Genomic DNA, 26,809 nt, shown 5'->3' with positions numbered 1-26,809 from the left:
ATGCAGCAGCTTAACGCCAAACAAGGACTGGGATGTCAAAACATCACCAGTCCTTGTTTTCTACCTGGAGAGCACCGCCATAAATTCTTCTCCGGTGATGGTTTCCTTTTCCAACAAATAACGTGCTAATTCATGAAGCTTTTCAATATTTTCTTTTAAAATTTCGAACGCTTTTTTGTGGGCGCTTTTGATGATGGATAAAATCTCCTCATCAATCTTGGCTGCGGTTTCCGGAGAACACATCAAAGAAGTATCGCCACCAAGGTAAGGATTATTCACTGTCTCTAAGGCCATCATATCAAAGTTCTTGCTCATCCCCAGACGGGTAACCATGGCCCGGGCAATTTTGGTGGCTTGTTCAATATCATTGGAGGCTCCCGAAGTATAGGTTCCAAAGATCAATTCTTCAGCGGCCCGCCCTCCCGTAAAGGTGGTGATTTTATTGAAGGCCTCTTCCTTGCTCATGAGAACGCGTTCATCTTCTTCCACTTGCATGGTATAACCTAAGGCCCCGGAAGTCCTTGGAATAATGGTAATCTTATGCACAGGAGCAGAGTCTGTTTGTTTGGCTGCCACTAAAGCATGGCCAATCTCGTGGAAAGCAATAATCTCTTTCTCACGATGAGAAATCACTGCCCCCTTCCGCTGATAACCGGCAATAACAACTTCCACAGACTCTTCCAAATCACTTTGATTCACCCGGCTTCTTCCGCAGCGAACAGCCCGTAAAGCCCCTTCATTAATAATATTGGCTAATTCCGCCCCGGATGCTCCGGCAGTGGCTCGAGCGATGGTTTTAAAGTCAATAGGGGAGTCCATTTTTACCTTTTGCCCATGAACTCTCAGGATGGCTTCCCGGCCTGCCAAATCCGGCAGCTCTACAGGGATCCGGCGATCAAAACGCCCCGGGCGCAGCAAAGCCTTGTCTAAGGACTCCGGCCGATTGGTAGCCGCGAGTATCACCACACCCTTCTTGCCATCAAAACCATCCATCTCGGACAGAAGTTGGTTCAAGGTTTGTTCCCGCTCATCATTGCCTCCGCCGAAGGCGCCGCCATCCCGTTTTTTGCCGATGGTATCAATCTCGTCGATAAAAACGATGCAGGGGGCTTTTTCATTGGCTTGTTTAAATAAATCTCTGACTTTGGCCGCGCCCATGCCCACAAACATCTCCACAAATTCACTTCCGGATATGGAGAAAAAGGGAACTTTAGCCTCTCCGGCAACGGCCTTGGCCAGCAAGGTCTTCCCCGTTCCCGGAGGCCCCACCAGGAGAGCCCCTTTCGGCAGATCGGCTCCAATGGCAGTATAACGGCTGGGGTCGTGAAGAAAATCCACGATCTCAGTCAGAGCTTCTTTCGCCTCATCCTGACCGGCCACATCGGCAAAGGTCTTACCCGTCTGGGCTTGAACGTAGATTTTCGCATTGCTCTTACCAAAGGTCATGGCGTTCATGCCGCCGCCCATCTTTCTCTGCAGCAGATTTCCCAGCAACATCCAAAGTCCAAATAATAGAATCATGGGGAGAATCCAGGTTAAGAGAACGTTCATGAGGGGTGAGTTCTCCTTGGGCATAACCTGAGAATATTTATCCACCCCGGCAGCCTTAAGACGATTAACCAATTCAGGGTCTGCCATGGCGCCCGTAACAAAAACCGTTTCTTTACCTGTTGAATCCTTAGTCATAAAAGCAATCTGATTATCCTGGACTTCGACTTCCGAAATCGTTCCACTCTCAAGATAGGACAGGAAAGAGCCATAATCCACTTGGGTAACCTGTCTTTTCAGCAAGTGGGGAAACACAAAAGCATTCAGAAGCAGAAGAGTCAACAAGGCAATCAGGGAATAATAGATAAGCGGTTTCTTCGGCGTTGGTTTTTCATTCATTTTTTTCACTCCATTATTTTGTATAACTAACCGCTTCCGTGAGCCTTATTCTATTTAGGTTGGAAATCTATTTCGGTTGAAATTCATACATCTCTTGCATAAAGGCTTTGACATTTTCCATGCACTCAATAAATCGTTGATATTCCTGTTCACCTTTATATTCCAAAAAAACACCGTATCGTCGTTCAAGATCCTCTTCTATGCGATAAATTGTGTCTTCACCGTGCCGGGTCAAAGCAAGTTTCACGAACCGTTCATCCTCAGGTGTACGAATACGCCTAAGAAATCCTGCCGCCTCCAATTTCTTGCACATAGAGGAAGCATTCCCGCTGGAAAGGCCAATAATACTTCCCAGACTTCCTATAGTATGGGGTGCCCCATCTTTAACTTCCACCAAGATCCGAGTCTGCATTAAGGTTAAACCGTATTCTTCAACAATCGGGCGAAATGCATTGGCCATACCTTCGGTTATCGTCCTCAAGAAATCCCAGATTTCATTCTCAAACACCATGCTTCTCATGCTTTGGCCTCCACCACGCTCTCCAATATTATCTTTACACTATATATAGTATAGTGTATACTTTGTTTAGTCAATACATTTTAATACACGATAAAACTTTGTTTTTTATTATTGGACAAAAAGTCTGAGGATTACATATACTAAAAGATAATAATAATGAGGAGGAGGGAGAATCATGAAAAATCTGCCGATGCTTTACCGCGTGATCTTTATCGCCTTGCTTCTCCTCCTGCAAATCTTTGCTCTGGTTATGATCATCTGGAGATTCAGCAGTTATTTTATTTATTTTTATACTGTTTGCACATCGCTCAGCATCGTTGCTCTGCTTTATATATTGAACAGCAAATCTGACCCCGCTTACAAGATTGCCTGGGTTATCCCAATCCTTATTTTTCCTATCTTTGGCGGACTGTTCTATCTTTTATTTGGCCGCAATAAATTAAGCAAACGTAAAAAGCGCGAGATGAAAGCTGTTAATGAAAAAATGAATCAGTCCCTTATCCCGAATCAGGCCATTCTTCAGGAACTTGAGGCACAAAACCACCGTGCAGCTAATCTTTCACGTTATATCGATAAATATTCCTATTGCCCTGTTTATCAAAATACCATTACCGAATATTTACCCCTCGGGGAGCTGATGTATGAGCGTTTGCTGGAAGAATTAAGAAAGGCCGAAAAATTCATCTTTCTGGAATATTTCATTATTGATGAAGGGGTCATGTGGGATTCTATCCTCGAGATTTTAGTAGAGAAAGTCCAACAAGGTGTAGATGTCCGGGTTCTTTATGATGATGTGGGCAGCCTCTTCAAGCTACCCTATGGCTATGAAAAGAAGCTGGAGGAGAAAGGCATTAAGTGCAGTGTCTTTAACCGCCTGATTCCTGTTCTCTCTATTCACATGAATAATCGGGACCATCGCAAGATCGCCGTGATCGATGGAAAAACAGCCTTTACAGGCGGAATCAATCTGGCGGATGAATATATTAATGCCTATGATCGGTTTGGTCATTGGAAGGATAGCGCTATACTCATCCAAGGAGAAGCTGTCTGGAATTTCACAGTGATGTTCTTATCATTATGGAATTATGAGACAGAGACGAATGAAGATTACACCCGCTATAAATTACTCGTGCACGAGGCGGAATCCTACCCCAGCGATGGGTTCGTCCAGCCTTTTGGGGATAGCCCCTTGGATGAAGAACCGATGGGCGAAAACGTCTACCTCACTCTCATCGTTCAAGCTGAACGCTATATCTATATCAACACACCCTATCTTATCCTTAATAATGTAATGCTTTCAGCCCTCTGCTCCGCTGCTAAGCGAAGTGTCGATGTTCGTATCGTGACTCCTTATCGAGGTGATCGTTGGTTTGTCCATTCCATGACCCGTTCCAATTATAAGTTTCTTGTCGAAAGCGGCGTAAAGATCTACGAGTATTCTCCGGGCTTTATCCACGCTAAATCCATTCTCGTGGATGATGTCCATGCCGTAGTAGGAACTATCAACATGGACTACCGAAGCCTTTACCTGCACTTCGAATGCGGCGTTTACCTCTATAATACTCAAAGCGTCCTGGCCGTAAAAGAAGATTATTTAACAACGTTAACCCAATGCCAACAAATTACCTTGGAAGATTGTCATGCTGTCAAATGGTACCGTAGATTAGGGCGTACGATTCTCCGCATCTTTGCTCCTCTCATGTAGAGCTTAACCTTTTCATCTCTAAAAAAAACATTAAAAAACGGGAGCAAACCAGCTTATTCACCTAGAATCGCTGAAATGCTCCCGTTTCTTAATTTAACTAATCAGCTTGTCTATACTTATTAGGTATTAAACTCTCCAGCTTTTTCAGCAAGGTCGTCAGCTAATTCACTCAGACCTTGGGCCGATAAACGAATATGACTCATCGAAGCCAAGGTTTCCTCCGATGCTGCGGCCACCTGTTTTATTGCTTCACCCAAGCCCCATACCACCTGTTGAATATCCTGAACATTAGAAACAACCAGTTCATTCCCCTCGATAACTTTTTGTATAGTCTGCGTCACTTTATTAGCCCGTGCATCTACTTCTTCACTCGTTGTCAGTAATTTTGTAAACGATTCACCTGCTGTATTAATTGTCTTGTGAGCAATCACGAACTGATTATTTCCTGCTTCGATGGCAGCAATAACTTCTTGGGTGTTTTTTTGATTCTTAACAATGATCGTTTTTATCTCAACCGTTGCATTAGAAGCGCTTTCTGCTAATTTTCGCACTTCATCGGCAACGACAGCAAATCCCCGCCCTTTATCACCTGCTCTGGCAGCTTCAATTGCCGCGTTTAAAGCTAACAAGTTAGTTTGTTCCGCAATACTTGATATCGTCGATACTATTTCCGTAATCTGTTCAGAATCCTCACCCAGTTCCCGAATCTTTAGTGCCGCTTCATTCATCCTTGCCCCGACAAACGCCATTTTAGTTAACACATCTTGAAGAATCTCATATCCTCCAACAGCTTTATCACGGGCTTCCCATGCTGCCTGATTAAGGCCTTGGGCATCCTGAAAGGCACCTCCTACCTGAATCGTTAAATCAGCAATGATATTCTGAATAGCATCGATTTGAGAAATTTCACTTTCAATATTCGCGGTAACTTCTTGACTGGTAAGCACCACCCTCTCCGTACCTGTACAAGTAGTATCTGCACTTTGATTTAATTGGTGGGAGGATTGAGCGATTCGGTGGGAGTCATGCTGAACCGCTCCAACCAAAGTTCTTAGTCGTTCAATCATCACCGAACAAGAACTGTAAAGAATCCCAACCTCATCCCCCTCTCCTATACCGGAAACTTCAACTGTTAAATCCCCATCGGCAAGGGAGCGATTTTGGCGGGCCAAAAAAGCAATGGGCGCAACGATACGCTTATCTGTCAACAACCATGCCATAGCTACCAGGACAAGGTTGAGGAAAACCAGCACCAACTGTGTATACACCAACTTCTGTTGCTTTAACTTACTATCCTGCTCGTATTGAAGAGTCACCTTATTCATTTGCTGAAGAAGATTAAGATTGTTTTCCCTTATGTAACTAAACGCCTCCAGCTTCTCCTGTCTACCTGCGTTTCCTGCAACAACTTCAATCTGCTGGTAAAAAGGTTTCCAAAGGTCTTTCCCCTTATTCAATTCGATAATAATTTCTTCCTTCACAGTCGGATCAAGGCCCAGCTCTTGATCTCCGGAAAGGAATCCACGCAGAGTACGGTCAAACAGCGCTGCCGTATCCATGAGGGTATTCCTGATTTCCTCCGTGTCCTCGCTATAAATAATCAGCATGGACTCTTTAGCCATTTTTTGAGAAAGCATACGCTGTTTACCGGCAAGATTTATATTTACCGCATCCGGTTTTTGTTCCGCGAGAAACAATTGCATTACCCCAAATGCTGCTATATTCAGCAATAGAAACAAACTAAAAATTACTCCTAACTTAAGACGCAAACTTATCTTCATTTTTCCGTAGCCCCCTATGGTATCTTTTGAGCCATTTCTTTAATTACTGAGATAGCATGTAATCCTTGCCTTTTATCAATCAAATCCTAACCTGGTTTTTAAATAGCATGAAAACCTCCTACCCTAAAAGCAGGAGGAATTCATGGTAAGGGGAACTCTCGCCTAATTCGTTGCGTGCCCAAGGATCTTTTATATAGAAGGTGGCAAATAAAACCTAAGATATCCGTTTAATCTGAATAGCTGGATATTCCATCACACAGACATACTCACAGATTCCACACCCTGTACAGATCTCCGGATCAACCACCGGATATTGAAATCCTTCCATTATAATCGCTTCATCAATCAATGGACAGCTGTTGTAACAGGAGCGGCACACATCATCCTGATAAGCATAACAGCGGTCTTGATCAATTTCGGCAATGCCGATTTTTACTTCACGCATGTCTAACGGCACAAGGGCGCCACTGGGACATACATCAGGACACTCCATGCACAGTGAGCAGGGGATTTGGCGGGGAATAAAGTAGGGTGTCCCCAGATTTAAACCTTGATCCAGATGCGCACTCAATAAGGTCTTATCAGGACAGATCTCTATGCATTTGCCGCAGCGAACACATTTGGCCAAAAACTCTTCATCTCCAACTGCACCCGGGGGACGAAAAACCTTAGGAGCAGCGGCTGCGAGAGCCTTGGCAGGCTTATAGCTTAAGCCTGCCAAGGCAACCAGGCCCACACCCTGCAAGGCAGTTCTTCGCGATATCCTCCCCGCCGCCGGGGTATCTGCTTTCAGGTTCTTGGCCATAGCCATACTTTCTGGTTCCGGAGATTTTTCCGGTTTCAGCGTAAACTGCAAAGCCTTGGCAGGGCAGACATCAATACAGCGACCGCAGCGAGTACACAAACTTGAAGCCGTGTATACCTTTCCTTCTTCAATCATGTTTTTTAAGCTTCCGGCGGTATAATCGCAAGCCTTTACACATTTTAAACATTGTACACACTTATCCGTATCGCAGTGAACTTTGATGGGACTCCAGCGGGAGCTTAGTGCATAAAATGCTCCAATGGGGCAAAGCATCCTGCACCAGCCACGCCTGTATCCTGCCAGTTCCAAGACAATGATGATCAGGATAAGCAAAACTTCCAGTCCTAACCCGAACAGAAAGGTTCTATAAATGATGCCTATAGGAGATAAAGTCTGAAATACAGGAATCCCAACAACCAAACTAAGGACTAAAAAGAATGGCACAGCCCAGTAATATTGAATTTGTTCATCGATGGCATTTTTATGAATCTGTATCCGGGTCAGCCATGGCCATTTTTTCTTTAGAGCATCAACTCCTTCAATCAGGAATCCTATCGGGCAAATCCAGCTGCAGAAGGCTTTCCCTAAGAAGAGATAGAGCCCGACAATCCATAGTGCACTGATCAGGAAGGCCATGGTGATGGTCTTTGATGCCAAGAGGACTTCCCCAAAAGCCAAAGGATCTGTTAAGGTCAAGCCGAGAATCCGGCTGGAACTCAAAGTCCCGATCACCTGGTACATTCCGATCAGGGGGAATAGAAAAATTAAGATCATGCCTGTTTGAACAAGGCGCCGGCACCGATTCCAGGAGAATTTAAGCATTACTCCGCCATCTCTCTTAGACTTTTTCTATTTTAACAGCACAAATCTTGAATTCAGGCTCTTTGGAAGCGGCATCCACGGCATCAATGGTTACAACATTCACCAAGGGATCCGGTTCAAACCAAAGTGCAAAGAACAGACCGGGCCGCGGTTCGCCGGGCCTCCCTACTCTGACCGGTATTTCAACCTTGCCCCTGCGGGAAACCAGCCGGACCGTATCCCCCTCTTTGATCCCCAATTCAGTAGCGTCCTGAGGGTTTAATTCCACATACTGTTTCGGTACCGCTCGCATCAAGGTGGGGCATTTACCTGTCATGGTCAGGGTATGCCAGTGCTCAAGAATCCGGCCGGTCGTCAAGTAATAAGGATATTCCTCATCCACCACTTCTGCAGGGCCCAGATACGGTCTGGCAAAAATGACCGCCCGGTGGTCCTTTGCGGAGTAGAAATCAATGCCTTCTTTGACATAGGGATCTTCGGGAGCCACATAACGGCGCACAGCCCCTTTGTTTCCCTGGTGTCCTTTAACCGGCCACTGAATACCGTGGGCCTCCCTAAGGGCCGGATAGGTGGCAAGCTCCATATGAGTTCCCGTTGTGCATTTAAGATATTCGTTCCAGACATCTTCAGGTGTTTTGAAGGGAAAAAGCTCGCCATAGCCCAGACGCTGGGCAAGGTCGAGAAGAATATCCAAATCAGGCTTAGCCTCACCGGGGGGATTGATGGCTTTGGCTAAATGCTGGGTACGGCGGTCTGTATTGCCGTACACACCTTCTTTCTCACACCAGAAGGCTGCGGGAAGAACAACGTCGGCATACTTGGTGGTAGCTGTCGGGTGAAAAGCTTCCGCCACAACCATAAAGACCTTTTCAAACCCTTCCTGATAAGCATTGACATTAGGCAAGGAGTGGGCCGGATTAGTACACATAACATAGAGACACTTCACTCTGCCATCCCCGCAGGCCTTAAACAATTCCATGGTATGGAGACCGACTTGAGGACTAATGCGATCAGCCGGTACGCCCCATAACTCGGCTATTTCTTTTCTGTGCTTCTCGTTGGCGATGACACGATGCCCGGGAAGTAAATGTGATAATGCTCCCGTTTCCCGAACACTGCCGCAGGCACTGGGCTGACCGGTCAGGGAGAAAGGAGTTGAGCCAGGTTTGCAGATTTTCCCGGTAAGCAGATGCAGGTTATGGATAAGATTGTTGGCCCAGACACCGGCTACACGCTGATTGATACCCATCGTCCACATGGACATGGTGTTCTTGCCTTTTGCGCCAAATAAGCGTGCAACCTCTTGGATTTGAGCGGCTGAAAGGCCTGTTACTTTTTCAACCTTTTCCGGTGTAAATTCCTTAAGAAACTCCTTATAAGCTTCAAAATTTATAGCTTCTTTGCCATTGGAAAAGCTCGTATGCTTAGCAATGAACTCCTCGTCCGTCATTCCTTCTTCGATGATCACATAAGCCATGGCGTGGAGAAGGGCCATATCGGTCCCCGGTACAAACTGCAGTGAAATATCGGCAATTTCATGAGAACGATGACGTCTCGGGTCGGCAATAATAATCTTAGTATCAGGATCTTTTTTCTTTTTATCAGTCAGTCTGCCAAACAGAACCGGATGTGCTTCCGCAATATTAGAGCCGATGATAAAGAACACATTAGCATGTTCAAAATCCTCGAGGCATCCCATGGGTTCATCGGCTCCAAAAGTAGTGGTAAAACCACCTACCGCGCTGGCCATGCAAAGCCGCGGATTCCCGTCAATATTATTGGTGCCGATGGCTCCTTTGAAAAGTTTATTGGCCACATAACCTTCTTCCGCCAATTGCTGCCCGGAACCATAGAAGGCTACTGAATCCGGTCCATTGCTGGCAATGGATTCTTTGAACTTTGCAGTAACCAGCTCCATGGCTTCCTCCCAGGTGCTGGGCTCCAGTTTGCCATTTTTGCGAATCAAAGGCTTAGTAACGCGTTCGCTGTGGGTAATGACCTGGGGTAAATAATAGCCTTTGGCACAAAGCAGCCCTTTATTGCCTTCATTATCCGGATCCCCTTTTACCGCGGTTACCTTGCCGTCCTTCACACCGATCAGCACGCCGCAGCCGGTTCCACAATATCTGCATACGGATTTAACCCAATGATCCACATCTATCTGCTTAGGGGTGCCGGGGGCCGGTTCAGGTGGGTTAACTTGAATCGTCTTGGTTTGACTGGTACACCCCACTGTCATCATTGCCGCCGAAATTGCACAGGTTTTGAGAAAATTTCTTCTACTGAATTCCATGGTCTAACCTCCTTCAAAAAATCAACGTACCTGTTTAAACATGGCATTGCCGGCAGACGGTCAGCTCCGGATGAGGCGTCTTGGGAGCGCCGCCCTCACCCTCGTTATGGCAGCTGCCGCAATTTTCTCTTCCTTCAATAGCATGGGAAGTCGGCGGCGGAAAGCCTTCTACAGTTGCACTGCCTACTGCCGTCCCAGGCTCTTTCTCCCCAACTGAAGCAGGCGGATTGGCAGACTGGTCCACCGGCTGACTTTGACAGCCGGTTAACATAAGGGCACCGAGCATTAACACCAGCAGCGTTAACAACAGGACTTTTGCTGTTTTTTTAGAACGAACCATAATCCTCTCTCCTTATCATTCTTTCTTCGTTGAGCATGGTACCACAGTAATTGCAGGATTTTCCGCGATACATGCCTTGATACATAGGCCGCAGCCAATGCAGCATTCCGTCCGGATAATCGGATAGCGAAAGTCTCTTAATTCAATGGCCTTTATTCCCACCGGACAAGCATAAAGGCAGGAACTGCACAGCTGTTCATGATAAGCGAGGCAATTATCCTGAATGATTTTTGCCACACCTAGTGCATAGGATTGGCTGAACTCCCGTTTCTCAAGAGCTCCGCTTGGACACACTTCAATACATCGCAGACAGAATGTACAAGGCTGCTCATCAGGGACAAGGTAAGGAGTCCCAACTAAAACCCCTTCATCCGGTCCGGCTATGTGAATAGACCTATCTTCACAAGCTTCACTGCATTTCCCACAGCGTTGACAGCCGGCCAGAAAAGCGATTTCTTCTATCGCTCCAGGAGGTCTTATGAGGTTTTTCCTGGGGGCCGTAGCCCTAACCGCATTGATGGTCAGCTTGCAAAAGTCATTGACCACAGTGCCCAGGAAGTCTCTCCGACTGATGAGTTCATTTCCCTTAAGCAAAATCTACACCTCCTCTTCAGGGAAATCCGTGTCCATAGCTATATAAACCGGATAGACTCCAGTGACTCCTGGCAATGAAACAATCCCGCTTTCGATCATCTCCACCGCATCATGTACCAACTCACTTTCCATGACCAGAATGATATCCCCATTCATTACTCCTTCTACAGAAACTTTTTCCAGGTCGTTTAGCCGGCTTAAAAGCGGCTCCTCAAAACCGGGCAGGCATTTTACGATTAAACTTGATATCACCATAAAATATTCAGTGCCCCCTTTTCTCTTTTTCCTACCTCTTTGATTAAGAATGTCCTAATTTTCGCACAAAAAAATACTTGCTTTTAATATAGCAAGTATTTCTTACGAGAAGGTTAGTCAATTCTTCACAAATCGTTAACAAAACCTTCACATTTTCTTGTGATATTCTTAACAAAAACTTAAGCAAAATTTTACTCAGAAAACTTATACCCGATCCCCCATACGGTTTGGATATATTGGGGCTTGGCCGGATCCCGTTCAATTTTCTCTCTCAGTTTGCGAATGAATACGGTAATCGTGCTGGTATCATTGACATACTCGTCTCCCCACATATGGGCAAAGAGCTGTTCCCGGGTAAAGACCTGATCAGGATGCTCCGCCATAAACGTGAGCAACTCAAACTCTTTGGGAGTCAAATAAACAGGCTTGCCGCGCACAAAGACCTCATGGCTCTCACAGTTGATTTCCAGCTCCCCTTTACTTATTTTGGTGGTTTTTCTTACTTTGGGAGCGGACTGCTCTTTGTCAAAGGAACGCCTCAGAAGAGCTTTAACACGCAACCCCAATTCAACGGGGCTGAAGGGCTTGACAAGATAGTCATCGGCGCCGAGATTAAATCCCACGCTTTTGTCGATAATTTCCCCCTTGGCCGAAAGCATAAGAATGGGGACCTTGCTTGTTTCTCTGATGGTTCTGCATACCTCATAACCATCAATCAAGGGCAGCATCACATCAAGTATCACTAAATCCGGACTTTCTTTTTGAAAGGACTCCAGAGCCCCTTCGCCATTGTCCGCATAAAGCAGTTCATAAGCTTCCCTTTTTAGGACTTGCTCGACAACTCTATAGATGCTTTCTTCGTCATCGACCAACAAAACCTTATAGGTGCGCTTCATCCCTTTTCCTCCTTGTGCCTCACTCTATATTTCTTTATTACCCCCTGGATCGACTTTGTCGGGATCCTTCGGTAAGAGTACCACAAAAGTACTCCCTTTGTTTATTTCGCTCTCGACCCATAGTTCTCCTTTGTGAAGCGTGACTAATTCTTTGGCCAAAGCTAAGCCCAGACCCGTACCTCCATATTTTCTGGAGTTGGAGCTGTCTATCTGGGTAAACCGTTCAAAAATCTCTTCCTGCTCTTCAGGAGGAATGCCAATTCCGGTATCAATAACGCGGATCATGAGCCAATTGTCCCTTGGCCCATTTTTCACCTGAATTTCTACCCGTCCCTCAGGAGGGGTGAATTTAATGGCGTTCCCGACCAAATTCTCAATAACCCGGCGAAGTTTCTCCGGATCCGCGCGCAGCAAGGAAACCTCAGGATCAAGGCTTATTTCCCAGGCAATGCCTTTCTTCTTGGCCAAAGGGGCTATAACGCTGTCAATGGCCCCCATGACATCAGCCATATCGACATATTCTAATTTTAACTCAAGGCGCCCGGCTTCGAGCTTAGCCAGATCAAGGATATTATTGATCAACTTCAAAAGGTTTTGGCTGTTGGCTTTAATGTACTTGAGATTCTGCCGCTCTTGTTTTAATTCCTTGGGAAGATCCTGGAGAAGAAGATCGGTAAAAGCCATGACTGAGGTCAGGGGAGTCCTTAATTCATGGCTCATAATGGCCAGAAACTCCGACTTATAGGTATTGATCTCATTCAGTTTAATATTGGCAGCTTCCAATTCATCCTGCTTGATTCTTAAGTCTTCATTGGCTAATTTCAGCTGATGGGTTCGCTTTTCCACCTTGGCCTCTAAATTCTGATAGAGATCCTTCAACTGATCAGCCATCTCTTGAATATGCTGAGCCAGTTCTTTTATTTCACCTTGAGCCCTGATGCGGTTCAGGTCAATATCAAAATCTCCTTGTCCCACTTGGGCCGTGGCACCCTTCAGTTCCCCCAAAGAACGGGTGACCAGGCGGGTGACAAGCAAGTACATAGAGATCACAATCACACCGATCAGCAGCAGTGAAAAGGACAAATGGCGATATACATTGAGCTTAATCCCGTGCAGGAAAATATCCATAGGCATAATCAGACTGATGGCTCCGCCTAAATCCTCAACCTTATACCCTTCTTTGCAATGCCCGGTGATATCCAAATCACCAATCGGTTCGCCATGACAGGAGAGGCATTCTTCCTTCATATGCAAAGGAACCATATAGCGAAAAACCCGCTCTCCTGCCACTACATCTTCGCCCCAGATTTCGGCAAGATGGGGTTCATAGCTAAACCTCAGCAATCCCTGGGCTTCATAATCATCCGGAGCATTGCTGTCGGAGCGGTAGTCAAGCCGTGTCTGTTTGATAGAGTAATGGGTCAGCTGCCCAAAGATATCGCCGATTTGCATGCCAACTGCTGCCGGATTAAGATGCTTAAACTCAAAATTTCCTTGGGAATCATAATTAATGCGGTTCTGGTTCTTCGCGATGACTTCACGGGTGGCGATGAGCTGCTTTGTGATAACCTGAGCTTTCTCATGCATTTCTAAAGTGGCTTGAGCTTTTTGGTTGTGATAATCCCAGATGAAATTGATGAGCATAATGAATACCACCACAATGGTGGTGAACAGCATAAACCGATGTGTTAAACTATCCTTCATCATATCAGCTCACTTATCAGGTAATCATAGACGCAGATGCAGGAACTTAAACTCTGCTTATTGGAAATTGATATGGATAACGATCAGCACCGCCAGAAGAATGGTCATAAAAATATGGTTAAAATAGGAGGATTTGATCTCTTTGCTTCTGGCCATGATGTTTTTATCCAAGCCTGAGGTCACAACCAAACTCATGGGAATCAAAGCCAGGACGCCGGTGATATAGTAATTGGAGGAAATTTCATTTTGCGGCCAAAAAGCTAAAGACAAGAAGTACAAACTATGATAGACCACCAGGACAAAAACAATCCACCCAAAGCAGGTATGCAGAAATTCTATGACTTTCTTGCCTTTCAGTCGCCAATCCGGGTCTTCCACAAATTCCAGGAAGAGAACCTTAAACACCGCCAGAATTAATATGCCTGCGATAAAGAAGCAGGCTATTCCTCCGGCTTGTTTAACAGTACTTCGGGTCACCGCCGTGATGAGCAGGAATACGATGGACAGGCCTAAAGCAAAAAGCACCTTTTGATAGGTTTTGGTAAAGCGGTTAAGGAATAGCACTCAATCACCTCATTATTAAATCTTAAACTATTTTCAGGAATGTTTAAAGATGGTTAGTGGAAAAAATTGACCAAAGTGCTTTCACCCCATGATGGGTATGGCACCGGCGTAAAACAGGTAACGTCCGATAATTTGGGCGCTGAAGAGCAGGATTAAACTGAGATAAAAAACTGGGCGCAAGCTTTTGCCTGGGTTTTTAAAGCTTTGAAAGCTATACACCACAAAGTTGATTCCGCCCACAAACAAAAATGTACAGTAAAGCAGGGGCAGCAACGAGTATGACTCTGAGTTGAAAAGAAAGAAAGCCAGCTGAACCAGCAATACTCCCAGGGTAAGGAGTGACAGCTTCCAAAGTAAACCTCTTACCTCCTGATAATTCGGAAAATCCCTGACTGTCTTCATAAATAAGGCACAGACGACGGCTCCCAGAATAAGCATGGTGGCGAAAAAACTAATGTAGGTATTGGCAGAAGCCCAAGCAGGGATAGGCGTCGTGTAATAGATACTGGACATACTGAATACGGCAATCAACCCCAAGGCGGAAGTGAGCCATCCTAAAGCCATGCCCGGCGCCTCCCGCCGGTAGAAGACGATCGAGATAACCCAGAAGAATAAAAATAACCCACTGAAGACAATCTCACGGCTCAGCCATGAAGTGAGCAAATTAGCTACCGATGCATAAGCCTGTGCAGGTGAACCAAGGTGAAATATAGAGATCACTAAGGCGATACACATGAGAGGGCCCACCACCAAAAGAGGGCGCCGGGTTAGTTTAGCTACAATCTCAGGTTCTGTTTTTCCGGCCAGAAATGTTCTCAGCCCTACGGCAACGACCCAGATCCCTACCGCACATTGAGTCAAAATACTGAAAAGAATTAAAGACCATTCACCACTATACATTCTCATCCACCTCATTCCAGTTTATAAGCCTTATTGCAGAGTATATATGTCAGTAGTTTAGCATGATTGCCAATAGAGAAATATACAAAAAAACTAGGAAATATTTGTAGCCAATGCTAAAGAAAGTGTTATAGAAAAAGAATCCTGCTTTCTAAGACTGAAGAAAGCAGGATTTAAATAAGGTATTGTACTAATCGGGGTAATTAGGGGAGTCGTTGATTAGGTCAGCCCAATCGTCGAGGCAACCATCCCTGCATAAAACACATAGCGGCCAATAAATTGTCCACAGATCAGGGCGGCTAAGGAAGCGTAAAGCAGGCTGGATGATTGGGTCTCAGGCTTGGCGGATTTTTGCAGAGTAGGCCAGAGCAGAATAACGGCTCCGCCCAGAACAAGAATCCATTTCACTGTAATGATCAAACTCATACCACCGAGGATTGCCGCACTGGCTTGAGCAGCCGGTCCCCCCAGGCCTAAGTTGATAGCATAAGGAATGGCCACTGCGGCTTGAATAATCACCGCAGCCAAAACCAGATAACCGAAGATCTTTTTATCGACACCTTGCAGTTCTTTCATGCTTACGACGAGGAACAAAAGGGCCCCCACAGCAATGGCTGTGGCGTAGAAGTCCACAAAAGTATTGATTCCCTGCCAGACCGGTACGGAAGCGGTGGTATAGAGCTTGCTCATGGAAAACACGGCAATCAGACCGATACCGCTGCCCAGCCACCGCAGTCCGGCACTTAAAGCGGAGGCATCCGCTTTAAACCATTGGACCAGGGCATAGAGGACGGCAACACCCATGAACATTCCGCTAAAAAGCACTTCCCGGCTCAACCATGAACTGCCCAGATTGAACAGGGAATTCAAGGCGTGAAACGGTTGGCCCAGATGGGCCAAAGAAGCCAGAACACCAATGATACTTAATCCGGCGGCTGTTGCCGCTGCACCTTTGAAGACTTTTCCTTTATACAGCTGATGACTTAGAGTCATGAAAAGCATGATCCCGATTGCGGCCTGCATGCAAAAGGAAAAAATCAATAACGCTGTTTCTCCTCCCATGATCAGTCCTCCTTCACTATAAATTCTTTATTGAGTGCAACAGTTTTGGGTTTGATCAGAACGGAGGGGGTTGTTTTGGAAGAGCTGGGCAGCACCGGCAAGTCACTTACGGCATCTGCCCCATATTTAACCCGCAGCTCGTCAAGCTCTCCCCATTTGATAGCTCTCATGGTGCAGGCATCAACGCAGGCAGGGTTCTCCCCTTTTTCCACTAAGTTTTGGCACATATCGCATTTGCTGACCTGGCCGGTTTCTTCGATAAATTGAGGAACCCCATAAGGACAGCTCCAAGTGCAGTAACGGCAGCCGATGCATTTGCTTTTATCGTGGGCGACAATCCCATTCTCCAGCTTATGCATAGCCTGAGTTGGGCAGCCTTCCACACATTTAGGTTCTTTGCAGTGGTTGCAGGTGATGGAAAGGTAGTAGATCCAAGGCGTGGGGAATTTCCCGCCTTCAAAGCCTTTAACTCTTCTGAACAAAGTTCCGGGCTTCAGGTCATTGCGATCGTTACAAGCGATTTGGCAGGTTTTGCATCCGCCACAAGCGGTCATATCAAAGTAGAATCCATATTGTGACATTATTTATTCCCCCCTTGTGCAGCAACAATCCGTTTTGGCCATAAATAGTCGGTTTGCAGTTTGCTGTCATACTTCTCTACTTGAACGTTACAGGTGTTGTATGCCTGCACCCCTTGTCCGGTGGGAAGTCCTCCATTCAGTACATTGGTGGCGCCTGCCTTACAGATACCGGTTGCGTCGTCCACTTCCGCCCAAGCACCCTGACCTAAAGTAAGGGTTCCCGGCATGATTCTCTCCGTGATATACACAGGACGGATCACTTGGCCATGGCGGCTGCTGATTTTCACGATATCATTTTTAGCGATTCCCCTGGCGGCAGCATCGGCAGGATGAATATAGAGTCTGTTTTGGAACGCCTCTCTGAGCCAGGAGATATTATCCAAGGTTGAATGGCTGCGGCGTGCATAGTGGATTGTGGTGAGCTGAAGCGGATAGCCGCTCTTCTCTTTCTTCTCAAAGTCAGAGAAGGTCTCTTCATAACCTTCAGTAACATATTGATACTTAGGAATAGGAGCTAAGGTGTTCCAACCATAAGCATTGATCGTATCGGCTAAACCTTGGCTGTGGATTTGGAATTTGCCGCTTTCGGTGCCCAGCGGGTTCTTATCAGGATCCTCAATGAAGTCTTTATAGTCAATATAGGTGTATTGGTCTCCAGGGGAACGGGGCACCTGATAGACACCTTGTTCCTTAAATTCTTGATAGCTGATCCGGCCTTCCTGGGGAGTTCCTTTCACTCCCAGGGCGGCGATATCCTCAGCGGTAATGGTCACCAGCTTCTCATAGCCTGATCCGTCTTCCTTCATCACAGTGCAGCCGGCCACCATATTGAACAGCTTCTGCTCAGGGGAAAGGGGATCAAAATCAGCAGGATCCAAGCCCAGCCGCTTGCCGATCTCGGCATACATCCAATCATCATCCTTAGCCTCAAACATGGGTTGGGTGATTTGGCTGTAGAAAATGATCATTTCCGGGTTACCCGTTAAGAAACCGCCCAGTCTTTCCCACTCGGTGGTAGCCGGAAGCACGATATCTGCATATTGGGCCGTGGCGGTAAGGAAATGAGCTGATGTTACCACAAATTCAACTTTGCGGAAGGCTTCGATTCCTTTCATGATATCGGTATTCTGATTGAGCACATTGCCTGAACCGATATTCCAAATCATGCGGATATCGCAAGGCTGTTTGCCTCTTACTCCTGCAGTGTACTCCCCATTGATTACAGCGTCCCAGGCTTCGTCGATAACGATGCCATGCCAGTCAGTTTTAAAGGGATCCGGTCCGGGGAAGGTCGGTTCCTTGTAGATAGGGTTAGCCGGAGATTTGCCACCGGCAGTTCCTGCTTTGACAAGAGCCGGTCCGCCATAGCTTTGGGTATTATGACGGTTATTGGAGCAGACACTGGCCCCTGGTTTTCCCACATTTCCGGTCATCCAGCCCACGGTCAGGAAGGCCTGGCAGAATTGTTCCCCTACGGAGGTTCTGGCCGCTGCCGAGGAACTGGTGAAGGTCATGGGTTTCGTAACAGCTACTTCATGAGCGAAAGAGCGAATCAGATCCGGATCGGTTCCGCAATGCTCGGAAGCCCATTCCGGAGTTTTAGGTGTGCCATCATAGGTTCCCAGAACATAATCCTTAAAGTTCTCTTTCGGATCGGCACCTTCCGGCATATGCTCGGCATCAAAGCCCACACAGTATTTATCAAGGAATTCCTGATCATGGAGGTTATTGGTGATCATATAATGGGCCATTCCCAACAATAAGGCCGTATCCGTTCCAGGTCTTACCGGAATCCATTGATCGGCAAGGAGTTGGGCTGTGTCGTTATAGAGTGGATCGACAATAATGAATTTGGCCCCTGCTTCTTTGGCCTGTTTAAAGTTATAGGCAGGGTTGCCGCCACTGCTCCATACGGGATTAGCTCCCCACAAGACAATGAGTTTGGAGTTTCTCAGATCCAAGCGGTCATTAGAGCCTTTGGCACGGCCGCCGTTCATAAATTGCTGGGGTTTTGGCCAAGCGCCATCCGAAGTACATCCCCAGTAGGTCATAGCCCCGCCATAAGCATTTAGAGCCGGACCTGTGGCTTTCGCCAGAATGGCTTTATTGCCATAGGTTTCTTTGACACGCTTTAATTCGGCAGCGACATGATCCAGGGCTTCTTCCCAGGAAATTCTTACCCACTCATCTTTACCCCGGAGCTCTCTCTTGCCGCCGTCCCCTGGGTTCCAATTCTTGCGTTTCATGGGGTATCTTAAGCGATCGGCACCAAAAATCTGCTGGCGCTGAGATCTCCCTCTGGCGCAGCCCCTTTGTTGCGGATAATCGGGGCTGTCCGGATGGGTGTCATCGGTTTTTTGACGGACAACGACGCCGTCCACTACCAGGGCCTTGTTCAGGCAGCGTCCGCCGCAGTTATGCCAGCAAGCCGCCGTAATCCATGTTCCTTCTTCATTGGCTGCCTGACCCGCATTGGTCGTGGTCAGAGTATTTCCACAGCCCACCAAAGATAAGCTGGCAGCAGCAGCGGTACTGGCTTTAATAAAGTTTCTGCGGCTGATTGTCATTTCATTGATCTTATCAAAGAACTTTGTCATGAGTATGAGTAGCCTCCTTTTAAATTAGTCCAATGTTGGTAACGACCATAGCAGCGTAAAAAATATACCGGCCAATAAACTGACCACAGACCAAAGCTATACCGGCCAGATAAATCATTCCTGTGGCTGACTTCGCCTCCTGCTGAAGGGTGGGCCAAAGCAAAAATCCTGCTCCGCCAAGAACAAGCAGCCATTTTAAGCCAACCGCTACACTCAAGCCATTGAGGATTTCGGCGCTGGCATGGGCGGCCGACCCGCCAAGACCCAGGTTAATTCCATAGGGTACCGCTACGGCAGCTTGAACGACTACGGCTGCCAGGACGATCAAACCAAGGATCTTTTTATCCTTACCCTGTAATTCTTTAGAACTTAAGGCCAGGAAAAGCAAGGCGCCGACGGCAAGGGTTGTTCCATAAAAATCAGCAAAGGTATTGGCCCCCTGCCAAACGGGAACCGAGGCTGTGGAATAAAGTTTCGCCATGGAGAAGACGGCGATTAAGCCAATCCCGCTGCCAGCCCATCTGAGGGCTGCTTTAATCCCTTGATTTTCCACCTTGAGATATTGGACCAGAGCATAAAGCACGGCGATGCCCATAAATACGCCACTAAACAGGACTTCTCTGCTCAGCCAGGAACTTCCTACATTGAGAAGGGAATTCAGGGCAGCCAGGGGTTTCCCTAAGTGAGCCAGGGAAGCAATCACGCCGATGATGCTTAAACCGGCGGCCAGATAGGCCGCTTTCTTGAATTCTTGATCAGCGTGGAGGATCTTGCCAAGGGTCATAAAAAACATAATTCCGATGGAGGCCTGCATGAAAAAGGAAAATATCAGTAAAGCGCTTTCACCCATACTTAAACCTCCTTATACCTGAAGTCTTTTTGTGCAGCAATTCTTTTCGCCTTGATCACCAGGGACGGCTTCGTCCTGGACGCTTCCGGCAGAATTGCCAATTCGCTGGTGGTGTCACCGTGTTTGGCCTTCAATTCATCCGTATCTCCCCACTCCAGGGCCCGCATTGGGCAGGCATCCACACAGACGGGGTTTTTGCCTTCATCGCGCAAGTCCTTGCAACCGTCACATTTTCCTACTTTCCCCAAATCTTTGATGAATTGAGGCACCCCATAGGGGCAAGCCCAGGTACAGTACCGGCAGCCGATACATTTGCCTCTGTCATGCTGAACTGTGCCGTCTTCAGCTACATGCATGGCCCCGGTAGGACATCCTTCCACACATTTAGGTTGGGCGCAATGGTTGCAGCTTCCTGAATAGTGGTAGGCCCCGGGAGCCGGATAAACCCCTACTTCGTAGGTTCTGGCTTGCCTAAAGATCGTGCCTACTTTCAAATCATTTTTATCTTTGCAGGCAATCTGACAGGTTCTACAGCCAATACAGGCCGTCATATCAAAATAGAATCCCAAATAACCCATTTACTGCACGCTCCCTTCTAAAAAATGATCCGTTGGGGTTTTTCTACATCCAGGATTAATGAAGCTCCAGCATACTTCTCAAGCTGAACGATACAGGTATTCCAGCCGGAAGCACCTTGTCCCGTAGATACCGGACCGCAGAGAATGTTGTCTGCTCCGCCTTTATCAATACCGGTTTTTTCGTCCATGTCCACCCAAGAACCATGGGGCAAGCCGATGACACCCGGCATAAAGCGCTCGGTAACCAAAGCAGTGCGCAGGACCTTGCCATGTTGGCTGGTTAACAAGACGGTATCTCCATCCATGATCCCTTTAGCTTTGGCATCCTGAGCATTGATGAAGACAGGATTAGGCCAGGTTTCTCTGAGCCATTGGACATTATCAAAGACGGAGTGGGAGCGGCGCAGATAGTGAGGGTTAATCACTTGGAAAGGATAGTCTCCTTTGGCCTTGCTCTTCCAATCACTGAAAGTGGCTTGATAGCCTTCAACCGGTGGAATATAGGTGGGAATCGGCTCGATCTTGCTATATCCCATATTGTTGATTCTCTGGGCAAGAGCACGGGAATAAATCTCCATCTTGCCGCTTTCGGTGCCTACCGGATTGGCCGCCGGATCATCTCTGAATTTCTTATAAGCGATGAAGCCGTAGTTATCTCCCGGTTTTCTTTCGACCTGATAGAGGCCTTGCTCTTTAAACTCTTTAAGAGTGATTTGACCTTCCTGGGGCTCACCTTCCACTCCCCATTCGGCAATATCGGCGGCCGTGATGGTGACCAGGGGAGCTTTTGTCTTGCCATCGGGCAAGGTCACTTTGCTTCCCGCAATCATATTAAAGAGTTGCTGTTTTTCGTCAAAGGGGAAGGCTTTGCTGACATCTACCCCTAAACGTTTTCCCAATTCCTTGGCTATCCATTGATCGCTTTCACATTCGTACATTTTTTCGGTAATTTGTGAGTACATAATCAAAATTTCCCGGTTGCCGGTGACAAACCCGCCAAGTTTTTCCCATTCTGTAGTCAGCGGCAGCACAAAGTCTGAATACTTAGCGTTGGTGGTTAAGAATTGAGCGTGACTTACCACCAGCTCCACCTTACGGTGGGCTTCGATCCCTTTGGTCATCCCGTCGGCAGTTTGCAGCCGGGCACTGGTATCGTGGTAAATAGCGCGGATGTCAATGTCGCGCATTTCTCCCTTTTTCCACTTCATTTGACCTGTAAAATTATACTTTCCGTCAACGATGGCCCGCCACATTTCCGTATGATTGAGGCTATCGTCCACAGGATTCTCCACGGTCGGCAGCCCATCTTTACCTGCGCTCACCAAGCCCGGTCCGCCGTTGCTGGAACCGGTGTGGCAGCTTACTCCGCACATATGCCCGGATTTTCCCATGTGCCCGGTCATGGCTCCGATGGTCATCACCAGTTGGGGAAGGCTATCGGCATTCTGAGTTCTTGCTGACGCCCAGCCAAAGATAATGGCCACTTTCTTGTTCTTACTCATGGCTCTGGCCAGGTAACGAATGCGCTGGGGTTCCACTCCGCAGAGTTCAGAGGCCCACTCGGCATTTTTAGGTGTGCCGTCATAGGTTCCCAGGACATAATCTTTGAAATTATCCTTAGGATCGGCGCCTTCCGGCATGCTGTCGGCATCAAAGCCGATGGTATTATTCTTCAGGTACTCCCAGTCAATCAGGGGATTGGTCGCAGGATCATCTTCAACAATCAGCGTATGGGCGACTCCCAGAAGCAGGGCGGTATCTTCGGAAGGGCGTGAGGGAATCCAATCCGCTTCCAGTAAGGCATAGGTATCATTGTAGTATGGATCTACGGCAATGAACTCCGCCCCGGCCTTTTTAACCTGCATGAAGTTATAAGCTGGATTGCCTGCCGAGCTCCAAGCCGGATTCATGCTGAACATGATCACGGTTTCACAGTTTCTCATATCAATCCGGTCATTGATCCCTTCCACAGCGGAAGGCCCAATGCCCACAGGGCCATTGGTTCCATGCCAGGTTCCACGGGAGGTGGTGCCCCAATTGCTGACATAGCCGCCAAACAGAGCCAGTGTTTTGGAAGCATCCCCGCCGTCGGCAAAGATGGCGCGATTGCCATGCTCTTCTTTGATTCTTTTCAGTTCACCGGCAATGGACTCAAAGGCTTCCTCCCAAGAAATCTTTACCCATTCATCCTGGCCGCGCAGTTCTTTCTGACCGCCGCCGGGAGCCCAATTCTTTCTGCGCATGGGGTATTTCAAACGATCGGCACCAAAGACCTGTTGTCTTTGGGAACGCCCCCGAAGGCAAGCTCTTTGCTGAGGAAAATCAGGGCTGTCCTGATGGGTATCGTCTGTCTTTTGACGGATAACCACGCCATCAACGACCAAAGCCTTGTTTAAACATCGGCTTCCGCAGTTATGCCAACAAGCTGCAGTTCTCCACTCACCTTCTACATTGGCCATCTGATCAGGGCTGGCTGTGGTCAGAGTGTTGGCGCAGCCTCCCAAAGAAAGGGCGGCAGCGGCGGCGGTGCTGGCTTTAAGAAAGCTTCTGCGGCTTAGATTCAATTCATTAATCTTATCTAATAAATTTACCATTCCTTTTCTTAACCTCCTTAACTTGGTACCTTGATACTTTAGTGCTTAGCTCCCCAGAGAATCCATCACCTCCTGTATAACAGCCTTGTCCACTTGCAATATCTGCTCGGTCAGAACAGCCAACTGGGGATAAAAATAATGAGTTTTAGCGTTTTGAATTTCCCGGGAAAAATCCGTAATCCAAGCCAATAGATGCTCCTCCAGGAACTCCTTTTGACTGGATAAGAGGCTGATGACCTCTGGGTACTTTTCTTCCTCGAAGCGTTCCAAGGTCATCTTGCTCAAATGAGCCATAAAGTCCAATTCCATGGCCAGATGATCGTCTGCCTCATGGGGGTAATTGGAGGGCAGGAATTCATATTCCAGATAAGCCCGGCGCACTTTTAAGGTGCTTTCCTGAAAGATAATTCTCTCCTCACTGCGGTATACCGATTCCCAGGGAGGGGCAGGCAGTTTATTGGGACCAATAAATAGAGCAGTATATTCACCTTTTAAGCGTTCCAGTGTCTTTTCTCTGTCTTTAGCCAGAGCGGCTTTCACTTCAGCCAACAAGTGCAGATAGTCACTTAAATCACTTTCATCATCAAGCCATAATCCCAGGGCATCCCGGGTGTGGTCACTGGTGACAGCATCAAACAAGGGGCTGCTGGGCTCATTGCCAAAGGTGTGCTGCAGTAATTCATAGAGGTAATGACGATTAGCAAGCACTATTGCAATACCATCATTGGGGGCTGTTTTCATCATTAAACACCTCATTACTCTTTTGTGTAGTTTATCACATAAATATTAATTCTCAACCTGTAAATATTAACAAAATCTTAACACCATATTATTTTTCACAAACTAATTTTTAAACCAGTATTTACATTACCTTTAAGCTCTTACAAAACACCGGCTGATATGATAAACTTTTGTAGACCCTAATTTTTTATGATGAGCATTATCTTTTTTAATTTCAAGATAGTCTTCACAAGAATTAATGAACGACAAAAGGTGTGGAACTATGAGCGGCATAAAGAAAAGAATCAGGACCACTGATAATTTAACCTTCAGCTTTATGCTGGCAACTGTGATTGTCATTATTATGGTTATGGGTGCCAAATACTTTTGGGATTATAATCAGGAGATGAAGCAGGCTGAGCGCGAGATGCTTGAGAAAGCCCAGATTATCACCCAGCAGCAAAAAGCTCTTTGGGAGTTTATGGCTATCAATCAACGTAAAATCAATTATGACCTTGACGGCAATTTAGAATATAAATTTCTCAGTTGCTCTACAGTGGCCATGGGGGTGGGCGCCATGCTGGCCGCGGAAACAGATTATAAATTAAAACCTACCAATGTCAATTATCGGAATATCCTGAATGCACCTGACGAATTTGAGATTCTGGGGGTCATCCATCTCAAAAAATTCCCTGCCACAACTGAGTATTGGGCCATAGAGGATATGAACGGCAAACCTGTTTTCCGCTATATGACTCCTCTGGTTATTGATAAATTCTGTTTGGATTGTCACGGCGAACCCAAAGGGGAAATCGATATCTCCGGTTATGCTAAAGAAGGTTTGCAAATTGGCGATTTTGCGGGAGCCCTGAGTTTAACCATGCCCATGGATCTTTATCTGGAGAACATGCATGGCAGTCAAAGAAGCAATGCTTTCTTCTCCTTTGTGCTTATTCTGGTATGCATTACCTGTATTTACCTGTTGGTAACCAAAATGGTGACAAGTTCCCTTGGGGAATTGGAGCACGCCGTATCCAAGGTAGGGGCGGGCCAATGGGATGTTAATCTGAAAGACTTAAGGGCCAGAGGTGAAATCCGCAGGCTGACCAATCATTTTCAAAATATGACGGAGCAATTGAAGGACCTCTACAGCAACCTGGAATTAAAAGTGGAGCAGCGGACAGATGAATTAGAAAGGGCCAACTCCATCTTAAAGCAGCATCAGTATGAACTGGAGCAGATGAACCTGCGCCTTAACGAGACCAATATTTATAAATCGGAATTTTTGGCTGTCATGAGCCACGAGCTGCGAACTCCACTCACTTCCATTATTGCCTTTACCGAATTGCTGTTGGTGGATTTACCACCCAAAGAGGAAAATAAGCTCCATATTCTTGAGGAGATCCAGACCAACAGCCAAATCCTGCTCCGGCTGATCAACAACATCCTGGATCTGGCAAAAATTGAAGCCGGCAAGGCCCAATTGAATCTGGAAATCGTCGATATGCAGGATATCATCGCCTTGGTGGAAAGCGTAATTACGCCCTTAGCGAAAAGCAAAGACATTGATTTGAGTGTTCATGTGGACTCCCATGTCCCCTTAACCAAGGCAGATCCGGAAAAGATTCGCCGCATCATTGAGAACCTGGCCGGTAATGCGGTTAAATTCACCGACCCGGGAGGAAGAATTGAGATTCTTGTTGAATACAGTTCTGCCACAAATGAAATCATTCTTCAGGTCAGTGATAATGGTATTGGGATCAAAGAGGAGGATCAAAAATATATTTTCGAAAAATTTACCCAAGCAGACGGCTCCGCTTCTCGTAAATATGGGGGTACCGGATTAGGACTCTCTCTGGCCAAAGAATTGGTTGAACTGCATCAGGGGTGGATCAAAGTAGAAAGCCAATTCGGCGGTGGAAGCAGCTTTATCGTGGGTATTCCTGTTCAAAATTTAGAATAAGAGAGCGGTGGGAAACTATGGAAAAGCAACTTAAAATAATGTTAGTGGACGATGAAGACAGCATCCGCAAAGTCGTTGCCCATCTTGCCCAAAAAGAAGGCTATGACTTTTGCTATGCATCCGACGGGGAAAAGGCTTTACAAATGTTTGCCCAGGAGAACCCGGATCTGATCATTCTGGATGTGATGCTGCCGGAGTTAGATGGGTTTGAAGTGTGCCGGAGAATTCGTCAGGAAAGTGCTGTCCCGATCATCCTCCTTTCCGCCAAAGGGGATATCGTCGATAAAAGTGTCGGCTTCAATATGGGGGCTGACGATTATATGACCAAGCCCTTCAGCCCCATTGAGCTGGCCTTGCGTATGAAAGCCATGTTCCGCAGAGCTTTTCGCCTTTCCAATGAGAGTTTGGCTGAAGATAAGGATCGTTTGGTCTTTAAGGATTTAGAGATCAACAATAAAACCTTCGAAGTGATCGTCCGCGGCAAAAAGGTGGACCTCACCTCCAAGGAGTTCGAGCTGCTCTCCTTTATGGCCAATCACCCGGGCCAGGTTTTTACCCGTCAGCAGCTTTTTGATAATCTGTGGGGGGAAAAGTATTTAGGGGACTCCGGCACCATCACTGTGTTTATCCGCAAAGTCAGGGAAAAGATCGAGCTGGATCCCGGCCGTCCGGAATACATCCTGACCGTCTGGGGTGTGGGATATAAATTCGCGGGTTAAAGACTAAAAGGGGTTAAGGAAAACCGAGGCACCCATGGCCTCGGTCTTTTATTGCCCTCTAACTGAGAGGGCCCCAATA

The 26,809-nt window shown here is 46.9% G+C and carries 22 protein-coding genes; 3 read left to right on the top strand and 19 right to left on the bottom strand.

Going from position 1 to position 26,809, the window contains the following annotated elements:
* Positions 1-60 precede the first annotated feature (60 nt).
* Complete coding sequence (gene ftsH / locus BUA14_RS07260; protein ID WP_072771985.1) at positions 61-1,887, bottom strand: ATP-dependent zinc metalloprotease FtsH; 1,827 nt, start codon at positions 1,885-1,887, stop codon at positions 61-63.
* Positions 1,888-1,954: 67 nt separating this feature from the next.
* Positions 1,955-2,407 (bottom strand): MarR family winged helix-turn-helix transcriptional regulator, encoded by a 453-nt coding sequence (locus BUA14_RS07255; RefSeq protein ID WP_018213811.1) that lies wholly within the window; start codon positions 2,405-2,407, stop codon positions 1,955-1,957.
* 175 nt (positions 2,408-2,582) lie between these two features.
* Between BUA14_RS07255 and cls the strand changes: the two genes are divergently transcribed.
* Positions 2,583-4,112 (top strand): cardiolipin synthase, encoded by a 1,530-nt coding sequence (gene cls, locus BUA14_RS07250; RefSeq protein ID WP_072771984.1) that lies wholly within the window; start codon positions 2,583-2,585, stop codon positions 4,110-4,112.
* Positions 4,113-4,231: 119 nt separating this feature from the next.
* Here cls and BUA14_RS07245 read toward each other — a convergent pair whose 3' ends face one another.
* The 17 genes from BUA14_RS07245 to BUA14_RS07165 form a co-directional block, all read right to left on the bottom strand.
* Entirely contained in the window at positions 4,232-5,893 is a 1,662-nt protein-coding gene (locus tag BUA14_RS07245; protein WP_072771983.1) for a methyl-accepting chemotaxis protein, read from the bottom strand.
* Positions 5,894-6,107: 214 nt separating this feature from the next.
* Positions 6,108-7,520 carry a 4Fe-4S binding protein gene (locus BUA14_RS07240; protein ID WP_072771982.1) on the bottom strand — a complete coding sequence of 471 codons (1,413 nt, stop codon included), beginning with the start codon at positions 7,518-7,520 and terminating at the stop codon, positions 6,108-6,110.
* A 16-nt stretch (positions 7,521-7,536) separates the two neighbouring features.
* Positions 7,537-9,813, bottom strand: a complete 2,277-nt coding sequence (locus tag BUA14_RS07235) for a nitrate reductase (RefSeq protein ID WP_072771981.1) — start codon at positions 9,811-9,813, stop codon at positions 7,537-7,539.
* A gap of 34 nt (positions 9,814-9,847) precedes the next feature.
* Positions 9,848-10,153, bottom strand: coding sequence for a hypothetical protein (locus BUA14_RS07230; RefSeq protein WP_072771980.1), 306 nt, complete (start codon positions 10,151-10,153; stop codon positions 9,848-9,850).
* Between the two features lie 15 nt (positions 10,154-10,168).
* Positions 10,169-10,747 carry a 4Fe-4S dicluster domain-containing protein gene (locus tag BUA14_RS07225; protein WP_072771979.1) on the bottom strand — a complete coding sequence of 193 codons (579 nt, stop codon included), beginning with the start codon at positions 10,745-10,747 and terminating at the stop codon, positions 10,169-10,171.
* A 3-nt stretch (positions 10,748-10,750) separates the two neighbouring features.
* Positions 10,751-11,002, bottom strand: coding sequence for a chaperone NapD (locus BUA14_RS07220; protein WP_072771978.1), 252 nt, complete (start codon positions 11,000-11,002; stop codon positions 10,751-10,753).
* Positions 11,003-11,193: 191 nt separating this feature from the next.
* Positions 11,194-11,898, bottom strand: a complete 705-nt coding sequence (locus tag BUA14_RS07215) for a response regulator transcription factor (RefSeq protein ID WP_072771977.1) — start codon at positions 11,896-11,898, stop codon at positions 11,194-11,196.
* A 24-nt stretch (positions 11,899-11,922) separates the two neighbouring features.
* Complete coding sequence (locus BUA14_RS07210; protein WP_072771976.1) at positions 11,923-13,605, bottom strand: ATP-binding protein; 1,683 nt, start codon at positions 13,603-13,605, stop codon at positions 11,923-11,925.
* Between the two features lie 54 nt (positions 13,606-13,659).
* Complete coding sequence (locus tag BUA14_RS07205; RefSeq protein ID WP_072771975.1) at positions 13,660-14,166, bottom strand: iron reductase; 507 nt, start codon at positions 14,164-14,166, stop codon at positions 13,660-13,662.
* 81 nt (positions 14,167-14,247) lie between these two features.
* Entirely contained in the window at positions 14,248-15,066 is an 819-nt protein-coding gene (locus BUA14_RS07200; protein ID WP_242954585.1) for a dimethyl sulfoxide reductase anchor subunit family protein, read from the bottom strand.
* Positions 15,067-15,285: 219 nt separating this feature from the next.
* Entirely contained in the window at positions 15,286-16,128 is an 843-nt protein-coding gene (locus tag BUA14_RS07195; protein WP_072771973.1) for a dimethyl sulfoxide reductase anchor subunit family protein, read from the bottom strand.
* Positions 16,129-16,130: 2 nt separating this feature from the next.
* On the bottom strand, positions 16,131-16,709 hold the full coding sequence (locus tag BUA14_RS07190) for a DMSO/selenate family reductase complex B subunit (RefSeq protein ID WP_072771972.1): 579 nt from the start codon (positions 16,707-16,709) through the stop codon (positions 16,131-16,133).
* Positions 16,709-19,306 carry a molybdopterin-dependent oxidoreductase gene (locus BUA14_RS07185; protein WP_072771971.1) on the bottom strand — a complete coding sequence of 866 codons (2,598 nt, stop codon included), beginning with the start codon at positions 19,304-19,306 and terminating at the stop codon, positions 16,709-16,711. Before BUA14_RS07185 ends, BUA14_RS07190 begins: the two co-directional genes overlap by 1 nt.
* Positions 19,307-19,325: 19 nt before the next feature.
* Positions 19,326-20,156, bottom strand: coding sequence for a dimethyl sulfoxide reductase anchor subunit family protein (locus BUA14_RS07180; RefSeq protein WP_072771970.1), 831 nt, complete (start codon positions 20,154-20,156; stop codon positions 19,326-19,328).
* Between the two features lie 2 nt (positions 20,157-20,158).
* Positions 20,159-20,734 carry a 4Fe-4S dicluster domain-containing protein gene (locus tag BUA14_RS07175; protein ID WP_015943344.1) on the bottom strand — a complete coding sequence of 192 codons (576 nt, stop codon included), beginning with the start codon at positions 20,732-20,734 and terminating at the stop codon, positions 20,159-20,161.
* A gap of 17 nt (positions 20,735-20,751) precedes the next feature.
* Positions 20,752-23,328 (bottom strand): molybdopterin-dependent oxidoreductase, encoded by a 2,577-nt coding sequence (locus BUA14_RS07170; RefSeq protein WP_072771969.1) that lies wholly within the window; start codon positions 23,326-23,328, stop codon positions 20,752-20,754.
* A gap of 45 nt (positions 23,329-23,373) precedes the next feature.
* Positions 23,374-24,072 (bottom strand): TorD/DmsD family molecular chaperone, encoded by a 699-nt coding sequence (locus BUA14_RS07165; RefSeq protein WP_072771968.1) that lies wholly within the window; start codon positions 24,070-24,072, stop codon positions 23,374-23,376.
* A 259-nt stretch (positions 24,073-24,331) separates the two neighbouring features.
* On the opposite strand from BUA14_RS07165, the gene BUA14_RS07160 reads away from it, so the two are divergent.
* On the top strand, positions 24,332-26,011 hold the full coding sequence (locus BUA14_RS07160) for an ATP-binding protein (RefSeq protein ID WP_072771967.1): 1,680 nt from the start codon (positions 24,332-24,334) through the stop codon (positions 26,009-26,011).
* Between the two features lie 17 nt (positions 26,012-26,028).
* The gene (locus BUA14_RS07155; RefSeq protein WP_072771966.1) at positions 26,029-26,730 is read left to right on the top strand and encodes a response regulator transcription factor; all 702 of its coding nucleotides are present in this window, start codon (positions 26,029-26,031) and stop codon (positions 26,728-26,730) included.
* Positions 26,731-26,809: the final 79 nt, after the last annotated feature.

This window comes from Desulfitobacterium chlororespirans DSM 11544 (assembly GCF_900143285.1).
Lineage (GTDB): Bacteria > Bacillota > Desulfitobacteriia > Desulfitobacteriales > Desulfitobacteriaceae > Desulfitobacterium > Desulfitobacterium chlororespirans.
Note: the sequence above shows the minus strand (reverse complement) of the source record. Positions and strands in the feature narration are given on the sequence as shown.